Source organism: Longirhabdus pacifica (genome assembly GCF_004115085.1).
Lineage (GTDB): Bacteria > Bacillota > Bacilli > Paenibacillales > DSM-105158 > Longirhabdus > Longirhabdus pacifica.
The window spans coordinates 1-12,560 of record NZ_QXJP01000003.1 but is presented as its reverse complement, the minus strand read 5'-3'; the positions used below and the strand labels follow the sequence as shown (position 1 = coordinate 12,560).

Here is a 12,560-nt window from a genome sequence, read left to right as displayed (position 1 = left end):
TGAAATGAAAGTCGCTTTAGCTCATGATTATTTAATCCAGATGGGTGGTGCGGAAAGGGTTGTTGAAGTGCTGCACAGTATGTTCCCAAACGCACCGATTTATACGACAGCATTAGACTCTAGCCGATTACTATACAATTTGAAAAATGCCGATATTCGGACAAGTTGGCTGCAAAAAATACCAGGCAGCGTATCTAATTTCAAGCGTATGTTACCGTTATACCCAATAGCGGTAAAAGATTTTGACTTTCGTGATTTCGATATCGTCATTAGTTCTAGTAGTGCATTTATGAAAGGCATTAAAGTGCCAGATCACACTTTTCATGTGTGCTATTGTCATACACCGATGCGATTTGCATGGGATTACGATAATTACATGATGCGTGAATCGAATCCTGCTGTGATGAAACGAATGCTCGGTTTGTATATGATGTACTTGAAAAATTGGGATGTCAAAACGTCTTCTCGAGTGGATCAATTTATCGCGAATTCTAGTATTGTCAAACATCGTATTGCGAAGTTTTATCAGCGAGATGCCGAAGTTATTTTTCCACCCATTAACACGTCTAGGTTCAACATTTCACCTAAAGTAGACAATTATTATTTAGTCGTTTCTAGATTGGTCAGTTATAAACGAATTGACTTAGCCGTACAGTCCTTTAACGAATTAGGCATACCATTATATATCGTTGGTGACGGACCAGACAAACAGCGATTGCAGTCCATGGCTAAACCTAACGTCACTTTTTTAGGAAGACTGGAAGACGAAGAAATTAATAAGTTAATGGCCAATTGCAGAGCATTAATTTTTCCAGGTGAAGAAGATTTCGGAATCACGCCTTTAGAGGTGAATGCTGCTGGAAGACCTGTTATCGCTTATCAAGCAGGTGGTGCACTGGATACGGTAGTACCAGAAATCAACGGTGTGTTTTTTCAAAATCAAACAGTAGAGAGTGTAGTGCAAGCTGTCAACGTATTAGAAAAGCAGCATTGGGACGGCTCCATCATACGTCAGCATGCGATGAAATTTGATGTTGACCAATTTAAAAACAAGTTAAACCAATTTTTGCAAGTTGCCTTACAACGATTTCAAACTGGCTCACTGTCCCATTCATCTCTAGATGAAGCAGCAGCTTCCAAGCAGCTTTCATAGAAAATCCTTGGACATTTAGCTTTCGAATTTTCTCCGACATGCAACGTCGCAAATAGGCGCACAAGCCCTTCCACCATGCATATAAATATAATACTTTCAAGAAGGGATTGTGGGTAAAGAAACATGACCAATCATCACGAAACAGATAAGATTACAATAGCTATTTTGGCTAAAGATAAAGAACATTTACTGCCTTACTACTTACAGTGTATAGAAAACCAAACCTATCCTGCTTCTAAAATTAAATTGTACATTCGCACGAACAATAATGTGGATCAAACAGCTAATGTACTAAAAAAATGGATCAACAAAGTAGCCCATCGATATGATGAAATTTTTTATGATGATAGTGATGTTAACGCTAAAGTGGAACAATACAAACCACATGAATGGAATGCACTGAGGTTTCAAGTGCTGGGGAAAATTAGACAAGACTCCATAGCATGGGCGAATCAAAAGCATACGCATTACTTTACGGTGGATTGTGATAATTTCATTATTCCTAACACATTGCAACGCATGTACGATACGTTGCTGCCTGTAGTAGGACCATTTATGAAACACGATGATGCAACATCCTCTTATTCAAACTATCACTTTGCAACATGTGCAAATGGTTATTTTGTAGACCATCCGTTTTATTACAAAATACAGCAACAAGAGATCAAAGGTCTGATACAAGTGGATGTGGTGCATTGTGCTTACTTCATTCGGCATAATATTTTGCAGCATATCACCTATTTAGATAACACAGAGCGGCATGAATACGTTATATTTAGTGATAGATTAAGAAAAAGAAAAATTAAACAATATATAGACAATAGAGTCGTATACGGACTTATTACGTTTTGTACACAAAAGGAAAAATGTAATGTTCATGTGCTACACACATTGCAGAGCATGATAGGTCATTCATTATCTAAGGATTAAACCGCAGCCGAAAAATTTGTAAGTCATTTACATTGTACAGTATTTTCAACATGAAAACGTTCAATTGAAATATACACGATGGATTATGGACTAGAAACGACCAGTTAAAAAAATTGGGAGGATGCGAGCATATGAAACTTATACTGCTATCTGGAGGATCAGGGAAAAGGCTCTGGCCCTTATCAAATGATGCAAGATCAAAACAATTTTTGAAAGTACTCTCTCACCCAACGAGGAATGAAAAAGAATCGATGGTACAGCGGGTATGGAGGCAGTTGGATGAGCAAGGTCTACAATCTTCTGCCTATATCGCTACAAGTCAATCCCAAGAAGATATGATTTATAATCAACTCGGTTTAGATGTTCCCCTTATTATAGAACCAGAGCGAAAAGATACGTTTCCTGCTATTGCGCTATCTGCTGTGTATTTATATGCGGTAGAAAAAGTTCCCCTTCATGAAGTCGTTACCGTTATGCCAGTCGATCCCTATACAGAAGAAGTGTTCTTTCAAAAAATACATGAGTTAGAACATATCATACTCCACTCCAACGCACAATTGGCTTTAATGGGAGTAAAACCCCTTCATCCATCCGAAAAATACGGTTATATTATTCCTGAAAATAAAAGAGAAAGCGTAGAAGGAACGACCTATCATACGGTACAGCGTTTTAGTGAGAAACCAAACAAAGCAATGGCGGAAACACTAATGACGGAAGGTGCACTGTGGAACTGTGGTGTGTTTTCTTTTAAATTAGAGTACTTTATTTCCCTACTAGTAGAAAAAGGAATTCCAATAGATTACGAAACATTAGTGAAACAGTATACACATTTAAATAAAATTAGCTTTGACTACGAAGTCGTAGAAAAAGCAGAGCACATCGTGGTGACACCGTATGAAGGAGATTGGAAAGATCTCGGTACATGGAATACGTTGACAGAAGAAATGAGTCACCATACGACAGGGAAAGCTGTCATGACTGAAAACTCGCAAAATACACATATTATTAATGAATTGGACATCCCCGTTACCGTCATTGGCTGCTCCGATATGGTTGTAGCAGCGAGCGCAGATGGTATTTTAGTTACAGATAAGGCCCAGAGTCCACAAATTAAGCAAGTGATAGAACACATAGAGCAGCGACCGATGTATGAAGAGAGTAGATGGGGATGGCAGAAGGTATTAGATGTAACGAAAGATCAATTTGGTAACGAAGTACTGACAACAAGAATGTGCATCAAACAAGGTTGTAACATCAGTTATCAAAGAGATGAAAAACACAATGAAGTATGGACCATCATATCAGGAGAAGGAAAATTCATCCTCGATGGGGAGGCTTCCTATGTTTCAGCGGGAGATGTATTACACATTCCAGCCGACGCCGCTCACACGATATTAGCAAAAAAAGAAATAGAGTGCATTGCTGTGAAGTATGGAATGAGACCGACACAAAAAGATACGACCTATCCGATCATAGCAATGACCAAGTAGTTCCCCAATCGGAAGACTTCTCTAGTGCACCATTATTGTCTCTGAGAAGGATCGATCCGATTAATAACTGACTGTAATCTTTTCGAAATAAAGATTGCCCAATATCGATTTCAGATTGTACGAGCATGCTGCCGCCAAACGTTCCTTGTCCTTGAATGGAACCACCGTAACCACAGTTCACTTCCGTTATGGATGCAAGGGCATACGTATTATCGACTTGTATTAATTTAGCATTGGAATAATTTCCATTGGCTTGAAAACGGTCGAATACAATGCGAGATTGTGCCATCAGTGAACTTTTAAACACGCCAATAGCAGGGATGGAAGGATCGTTGGCTTGCATGCCTACGTTGCGAAATGTCGCTTTTGCGGTATCAAAACAGCGAATAGCCCAACATAGTTTAAACCCTTCTAAATTCACACCATCCACGGAGAAGTTCCCGACTCCGCCAATGCGACCTGTAATATAATCCTTCCCTAACGTAATGACCCCTCTCTCGTCGTTGATATTATTTTCGTACCAACCAGAAGTCATCTGACCGCCATAAAATTGAAATCCACCGCTGTCATTCGACACATGAACGGCTGCAATATTACCGACGAACCATCCATTATAAAATTGAATGTCATTTCCACTCTGTGGACCTGTTCGCAGGTTCACTCCTACATTCACGCCAGCCCACGTCCTGGGCATTATAAAATAACTGCCATAGCAATTGTTAATCAGATCGAAACCAATGTCATAGTTGTCTACAAATACATTTTGTACTTGAAAAGAACGCATCGCATTTAATTTTAAGCCTGCTTTGAAACCAGATGGACGAGCTGTTTTGCCAACGATAGATAAATCTCTAACAAATCCACTCGGTTCGACACCACTTGGTTCATCTGTCCCAACGATAAGTCCGTCATAAGCCGTATTATCATCTGCCCTAATCACGGTATTTTTTGCCCCAGCACCGTATATCATCACTTGATTAGAGGCAGCCACTAAACTATCTGTAATTCGATACGTGCCTTTTGGAATAAATAACGGCAGTCCTTCTGTTACGGCACTATCAATCGCATTATTGAGCGCCTCTGTACTATCGAAATTAGCAACTTCTTCTATCGGTATAGCGTTAAATTCCCTAGCATCCACAACGTGTGGAAATGTATTGTGATCTGGCGGTGCAGAAGGAGGAGCCAGTTGAGTAGTAGGAATAATTTCTTTGCTTTGCGAAGGACTTGACCATCTTAAGTAGACTCTAGCATCTCCAGTATCTTCATAATATTCTAATTTAATTTGTTGTGGCTGGTTACCTTCAACGAGAATTTGTCCGCTCCATTCCTGTAGACCCTGGTTTACCCATCTGTCCACTATCAATTGATCATTAATCCATAGTCGACAACCATCGTCGCTAGCGACATAAAAGGTATATACTTCACTGTATAGCGGGGTGACCGTTCCCATCCATCGTATAGAAAAGCGATCATGGCTTAGCTGTGGATCAGGAGAAGCTCCTTTCCAATCGAAATCGACAGTAGAATCTACTTTCGTGAAAGCGAGGTCATTTAAATCTTTATCCTTAAAATAGTATCCCAATAATCCATTGTTTTGCTGTGGATTGAGTTTGAACGTCTTCCTTTCATAGGGTGGTGACATAAGATGCAGCACTCCTTTTCTATTGGTATCTTATTATCATATGGATGTCATAAGGAGTTTGCTTATTTAAATTTTAATGAAAGATATGTAAATGGGAAAATACTAATATTTAGAAAATAAAAGAAAAAAATAAAAAAAAGAAATGGACAACATTTATCGAATACATGTAAGGAGGCAATAATGAAAGAATCATAGGAGGTAACAGTATGAATCACGAACAAGCGTTACAGCGCTATATTGAAGCAACCAATACACATGATTTTGACAACGTAAAAAAACTTCTTCATCCTCATGCGGTGTACTGGTTTACAGGTAAAAGCTGTACGACGATGGAGGACATACAGCAGTTTTTTGAACAAGCATGGGAAACGATAAAAGAAGAAGTTTATGGTGCCAGTGACATTCAGTGGATAACTGTGGATGATCATTCTGCAACGTGCATTTACACCTATCATTACGAAGGATATATAGATGGTGAATTTGTTAAGGGTAGCGGGCGAGCGACGAATGTATTTTTGAAAGATGAAGAAGAAGGTTGGAAGTTAAGACATGAGCATTTAAGTCGTCATCGTTAAACGATATGGATCAGCAACGCGGGTTCACTATCATAATAGAAGATAGATTCATATGTCGGCTTTAACACTTACAAGCGTGATGGTCGTTCAATACTTTCACAGCTTGATTCATCTGTTTAGCAAAGACAAGTGGCTTTTGAATGCGAACAAAATTAAGATAAATTAAATTCGGTTTGATAAACCAACGACTATAAAGAGAGGAGGGGATCGTTTTTGCTTGTTTATTTAGGACAGCTAAAAACCGTTTCGTTTCGTTTCTTTTTAATGTCACCATACCGATACATAGCGCTCGACCATTGGCATCTACAGATTGGAAGGAGAATGCGAGAAGTCTTGTACTTAGTATTGTAGTTGGAATACCCATAACAGTAACCTTTATATCTCGTTCTTTTACAGATTCACACCAATCTCCAATGACATTAGGCGATCCACCAATAATGTTATTGAATTGTTTACATAATATTCTAAACTTTTTGTTTCTGCTTGGTCCCGGCGTTGGTCTTTTATGGATAAATGGTAGTTTGTTTACAATGACTCTCATTTTTTTAGCAAATTGAAAAGGGTTTTCTACGGATTGAAAGAAGACATTGATCATATTAGGTTTGGAGAAAAGATATTTTTGTTCAATGGAAGTCACGGTAATGTTTTGCTTCGTCAATAAGCGAACAATAGGGGCAACTTCTTTTTCTAATAGGGCTAAGAAACCTAAATTTAACGTCTTACCCGGAATTTTAGTACTTTGAAACCAAAAGATACTATCTAATGGAGAGGTGCTATTTCTTCCTAGAATCGAGACCTTGAACGTACGAAAAACTCTTACACCACAATACTCAGGTAATGCAGAAAGTCCTATCACTTCTCCGCCAATGATTTCACCAAATTTCATACATAACCTTTTTGTTAACTGCATCGTTTCGTGTCACATCCTTTTAAGGTAAATAACACTATAGTATATACAGTGACGTTCAGATGGTTTGTACGATTGACTTATATCGTTGCTAATTGGTTAAACCGCTTATGATGGGCACACATTTGCCATTCTATAATAATAGACAAGATGAAAAAGTGTAAATAAAATCATTTTTTTTCATAGAAAACAAGATGAAGCGAATAAAAGATGAGGAGATTAACAAATGAAAATCTGCTCCAACTTGTATCAACGTATGAAAAACTACCCTCATCCATGGGCTATAGCGGGTGGCTGGTCCATCGATTTGTTTTTAAACAAAGTAACAAGACATCATCATGATATTGAAATTATTATTTTTCGGGAAAATCAACAGGGTTTAAAACAATATTTAAGTGGATGGGTGTTTACGAAAGTAGCTAATGGAGTAATAAGCTCATGGGATGAGAACGAATGGCTGCCTCTCCCCATACATGAAACGTATGCACAGCATAAGAGTGAAAAAATAGAAATATTGCTAAACGAAAAAACAGAAGATGTTTGGGTGTATCGCAGGGACAGTCGTATCATAAGAGAGTTACAAAAAACGATTTTATATACAAAAGAAGAAGTACCATTTCTCAGTCCTGAAATTGCATTGCTCTATAAATCTAAACAGCCAAGATCTAAAGATATACAAGATTTTAACCATGTATTCGAGAAACTGTATCATGAACAAAAAAGTTGGCTTACTCACGCACTAAAAACATTGTACAAAGACCATCCGTGGTTATGAAGAGGAGAATAATATATGGACATACATAGTGAATATCAAAAACGTATCAATAAAGTACAAGATTATATTGAGACCCATTTAGATGACGATCTCACGGTGGATATCCTTGCGGACGTTTCGGGATTTTCTAAGTTTCATTTTAGTAGGATTTTCCGAGGGATGATGAAGGAAACGCTGTTATGCTATATTAATCGCATCAGATTAGAACGAGCTTCAAGTTTACTTTTACATAACCCTATGATGAGTATCACCCAAATTGCAACAGAATTAGGTTATTCAGATTCTGCTGTATTTGCACGTTCGTATAAAAAACATTACGGCATGAGTGCTTCTGAAGCGAGACAGCAATTTAGCAAGCACGGTAAAGTGGATAGCAAGAATGGCAAAGCCAATATTTTTATACCAAGCTACAATGATGAAGCAATGACGTTCAGGAAGGAAAATGTCAGTGTAGAAAAGCCTAGCGTGGAGTTACGGGTCATAGAAGAGATACGCGCTATCTATGTCAGGCACAAAGGCACGTACAAGCAGTTAGCTGCTTCATTTCCAGTATCGTTAAAAAAGCTTTTTCATTTGGCCCAAGTAAAAAAAATGATGCATCCTGATCAAAGTAGACCTTTTGTCATCTATCATGATCATCCAGCATTTACGGAAGAAGAGCACCTCCATACCAGCATTTGTCTCTCTGTTTCACAAAAAGGTAAAGAGCATGATCCATTCGGTTATATCACGATTCCATCAAGAGATTACGCTATTTTCCATTTTACATTAAAAGCGCATGAATACCACTATGCTTGGGACTATATGTATAGTGAATGGCTTCCCCAAAGTGGACTTCAGCCAGATCAAGGTGCGGTGTTTGAAGTGTATCAGAATGACCCTGCGACACATCCGGAGAAAAAAAGTAAGATCGACATTTACTTACCTATAAAATCACTGTAGCCATTTTCCTTCCTTGAAACAATTTAAGGTTACGAGGTGATGGAATGAAAAACATAGTCATACAAGGTGCACGACTTCACAATTTGAAAGGAATAGATATTTCCATACCAAAAAACAAGTTAGTTGTGATGACAGGTGTAAGCGGATCGGGTAAATCCAGTCTTGCATTCGATATTATTTTTGAAGAAGGTCGTAAACAATATTTACAGTCTTTAGGTGTGTTTACGGCTTTGGTCGAAGAAGATAAGTTTGATCACATAGCTGGAATAAGCCCTACTATTGCGGTGCAGCAGAATATGATACGTCAGCGAAACACACGTTCTACTGTAGGAACAAAAACGAACATCCTCAAGATGATGGCTTTGCTTTTTGCAATGAAAAGAGAGATTAGCTGTAGTGTATGTGGCACCATGCTAGATAGCTACTTTACATGCCCACAATGTGAGCATGTAGAAGAATCTTTACCTGTTGGTTACTTTTTATATAACAACCCGAATGGAATGTGTATTCGATGTTCGGGTAAGGGAACATATGCTGAAATTAACTTAAATACATTAATTCCTGATGAGCATACGACCCTGAAGCAAGTCCTCCATACTGTAAATCCTAAACCAGGGTATTTAAAGTTGTTTTATAAAAAGTTTGCAGACTATATTGATATGCCATTTACCGTCATACCAGATGAAGTGAAATTAGACATTTTATATGGACAGTACGTAGAAAGTAATAGCCAACATCGTAGTTATTGCTTACACAGAATTTTGGAAAATCGTTTTGTAAAAGACGGGGACAACTCAGGTGGGCTATTTGAACTTAGTGAGTGCACTGCATGCCAAGGGTTTAGAATTGGAGAAGAAGCACGAAATGTAACGCTAAATGGAAAGCATATTGGTGAATTAGCAAGTATGACCTTGACAGACCTCAAACATTTTATTGTAAATTTGCTAGAGCAGGAAGACAGACAACAGCAAGAAATGAAAGAAACGGCAAAACGTGAATATGTTATGATGCAAGACATCCTCCAAAAAATGAATAGTTTAATTAAAATACGTCTAGGACATTTATCTTTATATCGGGAATTACCAAGTCTTAGCGGAGGCGAGCTGCAGCGGGTCTTTCTCCATGATCATCTAGAATCAAAAATGGATGGTATGATATATATTTTAGATGAACCAACTGCAGGATTACACGAACGTGAAAAGCTGGAAGTACTTCAATCTATACGACATCTTCAGGAACTCGGGAATACGGTGATCGTGGTGGAGCATGACAAGAAAACAATAGAAATGGCAGACTATATCATTGAAATTGGTCCGAAAGCGGGAGTGGAAGGAGGACAGGTTGTGTATCAAGGCAGTGTAGATGGTTTTATGCAATCTACCCATTCTATTTCTGCACCCTATTTTTCAGGGAAAACGAAAATCACAACTAGAACCAATCCATCCATGGTTATGACAAAACATACTCCTAAGCTTACGATCAGCGGAGCGAATATACATCATCTGAAACATATTACGGCATCGATACCGCTTGGCATGCTTGTTGGTGTCACAGGTGTGTCTGGAAGTGGGAAAAGCTCCCTAATATCAAACGCGTTAGTTTCATTGCTTCACCGCCATTTTCATCAACAAGTCGATAACGAAACCTACGCAGAGGATGCTTTTTATAAGAAGCAATTAGATGGGAAAAGAAATACAGTAGAAGCGGGGGCGTTGGAAGGCGTAACACACATATCAGACTACGTTGAAGTCTCTCAAGTTCCTATTGGAAGAAATAAAAATTCTACAATTCTATCGTATATTGGTATATGGGAGAAAGTACGGAAACTATTTGCGGAACAACCTGAAGCTAAAGAGCAACATTTAACGGCAGGTCATTTTTCATTTAACACGAAAGGGGCTTGTGCGACTTGTGAAGGTAATGGACAGGAAAAGCAATGGTTAGGAGGAAATTACTTCATTTATTCTACGTGCAAAGACTGTCATGGGAAACGATACAATGATGAAGTTTTATCTGTCACCTATAAAGGGAAACATATCGCTCACATTCTAGACATGACCATTACGGAAGCCATTACTTTTTTTGCAGATCATAAAGCTATCATTGCAACATTGAACATTCTTCATTCCATGGGTATGGGATACATGACGCTAGGTCAGCCTACTCCTACGCTGAGTGGAGGCGAAGCACAGCGTGTAAAACTTGCAAAGGAACTAGGGAAAAGGCGCAAAGAACAAACGCTATATATTTTAGACGAGCCAACTGTTGGATTAAGTTTATACGATACCGCTAAATTAATGTCTTTATTAGATGAGTTAGTAGTAAAAGGGAATTCCGTCATCGTCATTGAACATGATACAGAAGTTCTGTCTGCATGTGACTGGTTAATAGAACTCGGTCCTGATGGAGGCGCAGGTGGAGGAGAAATTATTGCAGAAGGAACACCGGATACATTAAAAGATAATCCAAATTCAATTATAGGGAGGTATCTACGTCTATCATGATGACCTCCATCTATGAAAGGGACTACTGGCCGACGGAAGAGTGGAAGACCGCATCACTTGAAGATGTAGGGATGGATCCACAAAAGATAGAGAATATGAAATACATGATAAATAGTCATTATAAAAATATGACGGGACTCCTCGTTATTCGTAAGGGATATATCGCATATGAAAAATACTTTAACGGCTTTTCTATGCACGATACACAACATGTAGCATCACTGACAAAAAGCGTGATTTCTGCGCTTATTGGGATAGCACTAGATAAAGGGTATATCGATAGTGTAGATCAAAAAATAGTAGAGTTTTTTCCTGAAGCGATCACTCCCTCTAGTTCCATGTCTTTACGGTGCATAACGATCAAGCATCTCCTTATGATGACAGCTCCATTCCCTTGGAAGCATGAACCGTTTGATCGGCTAGCCAGACAAAAGAACTGGGTGCATTATATTTTGAAACAGTTGGATAACAAGCTTCCGTTAGGAAAGTTTCAGTATAGTACGGCAGGGACACACTTACTGTCTGCTATCCTTACTGCTACGACGGGGATGTCCGCATGTGCATTTGCTAATTATCATTTATTTCGTCACATAGGGATGAAGGAGATAGAAGATGCGTACATGAAGTCGTTTGGAATGAAAGATTTGTTTGGAGATCAGCTGAACGGTTGGGTTAACGATCCGCAGGGCATTACAACCGGTGGGTGGGGATTAACAACAACCGTTCGTGATCTAGCTCGCTTTGGGTTTTTATATTTAAATCATGGGAAATGGGACAATAAGCAGATCATATCGGACACATGGATAAGAGATTCGGTTGCCATGAATGAAAATAAATACGGATACCTTTGGTGGTTAATTCAATTGGAAGATCAAGTAGCGTATACGGCAGCGGGAAGCGGTGGTAATCATATATTTTGTATTCCACATCAAGATCTCGTGGTCGTGATGACATCAAAGACAATCCAAAATCCACAAGAAAGATGGCCACTGCTAGAGCAATATATTCTTCCTGCTATAATAGATTGACGGTTGTAATCATAGCGAATTAATATGATGGTTGTTTGTCTTATGAACTAGGTGTTTTTGTGTAAGGGATGTAGTTATAGCCTCTGCTTGTATTAGCGGGGCTTTTTTGCATACCAAATTTATTCGAATTTTTAGTCTCTTTCTTGTAAAAATTTAATATTTAGAATAAAATTCCTTTATAATAGAATTTAATTGTAATTTATGTTTGTTGGACGGAAATTTGAATCACACATGATAGTAACAGGTACATACGAACATATGATAAATAATTGTAAGGGTGTCACTATTGCAGTATTACCATCATATCAACCATATTGAGTGTCAAGTTTATTCTAATTTAATAGGAGATGTGTATATGAAAAACTCAACAATATCCAAAGGTTTATATGCGATGCTATTAATATGTGTGGTTGTTCTTTTATCTAGCTGTACAGAACAAGAGGCAACAGACACAGAAGACAAAAACATTATAGAAAATGAAGATGAGACAACCGAGGTGAACGAGACGAATGAAATTCAATCTATTTCATTGGACAGTAAAGATTACAGTGATTTAGAGTTTTTAAAAGAAGTTCTTGAAGATAAAAGAATAGTGATGCTTGGAGAAAGCT

At 38.3% G+C, this 12,560-nt stretch carries 11 protein-coding genes; 9 read left to right on the top strand and 2 right to left on the bottom strand.

Annotated features, from left to right (window positions below; all coding sequences use genetic code 11):
• The first annotated feature begins 4 nt into the window (after positions 1 to 4).
• From D1Z92_RS02750 to D1Z92_RS02740, 3 genes are all read left to right on the top strand, one after another.
• Positions 5 to 1,153, top strand: coding sequence for a glycosyltransferase (locus D1Z92_RS02750; protein ID WP_128894132.1), 1,149 nt, complete (start codon positions 5 to 7; stop codon positions 1,151 to 1,153).
• Between the two features lie 123 nt (positions 1,154 to 1,276).
• Positions 1,277 to 2,083 carry a glycosyltransferase family 2 protein gene (locus D1Z92_RS02745; protein WP_128894131.1) on the top strand — a complete coding sequence of 269 codons (807 nt, stop codon included), beginning with the start codon at positions 1,277 to 1,279 and terminating at the stop codon, positions 2,081 to 2,083.
• A gap of 131 nt (positions 2,084 to 2,214) precedes the next feature.
• Positions 2,215 to 3,573 carry a sugar phosphate nucleotidyltransferase gene (locus tag D1Z92_RS02740; RefSeq protein WP_128894130.1) on the top strand — a complete coding sequence of 453 codons (1,359 nt, stop codon included), beginning with the start codon at positions 2,215 to 2,217 and terminating at the stop codon, positions 3,571 to 3,573.
• Here the strand turns inward: D1Z92_RS02740 and D1Z92_RS02735 are convergent.
• On the bottom strand, positions 3,554 to 5,218 hold the full coding sequence (locus D1Z92_RS02735; protein WP_128894129.1) for a PA14 domain-containing protein: 1,665 nt from the start codon (positions 5,216 to 5,218) through the stop codon (positions 3,554 to 3,556). The two genes, D1Z92_RS02740 and D1Z92_RS02735, sit on opposite strands and share 20 nt — an antisense overlap.
• Before the next feature lie 206 nt (positions 5,219 to 5,424).
• Between D1Z92_RS02735 and D1Z92_RS02730 the strand changes: the two genes are divergently transcribed.
• On the top strand, positions 5,425 to 5,793 hold the full coding sequence (locus D1Z92_RS02730; RefSeq protein ID WP_128894128.1) for a YybH family protein: 369 nt from the start codon (positions 5,425 to 5,427) through the stop codon (positions 5,791 to 5,793).
• A 61-nt stretch (positions 5,794 to 5,854) separates the two neighbouring features.
• On the opposite strand, the gene D1Z92_RS02725 is transcribed toward D1Z92_RS02730, so the two are convergent.
• Positions 5,855 to 6,703: a DUF1259 domain-containing protein gene (locus D1Z92_RS02725; protein WP_128894127.1), complete on the bottom strand. Its 849-nt coding sequence runs from the start codon at positions 6,701 to 6,703 to the stop codon at positions 5,855 to 5,857.
• 223 nt (positions 6,704 to 6,926) lie between these two features.
• Here D1Z92_RS02725 and D1Z92_RS02720 point away from each other — a divergent pair, with 223 nt between their 5' ends.
• The 5 genes from D1Z92_RS02720 to D1Z92_RS02700 form a co-directional block, all read left to right on the top strand.
• Positions 6,927 to 7,475, top strand: a complete 549-nt coding sequence (locus D1Z92_RS02720) for a nucleotidyltransferase domain-containing protein (RefSeq protein WP_128894126.1) — start codon at positions 6,927 to 6,929, stop codon at positions 7,473 to 7,475.
• 15 nt (positions 7,476 to 7,490) lie between these two features.
• Complete coding sequence (locus tag D1Z92_RS02715) at positions 7,491 to 8,417, top strand: AraC family transcriptional regulator (RefSeq protein WP_128894125.1); 927 nt, start codon at positions 7,491 to 7,493, stop codon at positions 8,415 to 8,417.
• 44 nt (positions 8,418 to 8,461) lie between these two features.
• Complete coding sequence (locus D1Z92_RS02710; RefSeq protein WP_128894124.1) at positions 8,462 to 10,921, top strand: excinuclease ABC subunit UvrA; 2,460 nt, start codon at positions 8,462 to 8,464, stop codon at positions 10,919 to 10,921.
• The gene (locus D1Z92_RS02705; RefSeq protein WP_240666546.1) at positions 10,918 to 11,949 is read left to right on the top strand and encodes a serine hydrolase domain-containing protein; all 1,032 of its coding nucleotides are present in this window, start codon (positions 10,918 to 10,920) and stop codon (positions 11,947 to 11,949) included. Before D1Z92_RS02710 ends, D1Z92_RS02705 begins: the two co-directional genes overlap by 4 nt.
• Positions 11,950 to 12,304: 355 nt before the next feature.
• Positions 12,305 to 12,560: hypothetical protein (locus tag D1Z92_RS02700; protein WP_164931423.1), on the top strand; the 256-nt coding region annotated here is incomplete at its 3' end.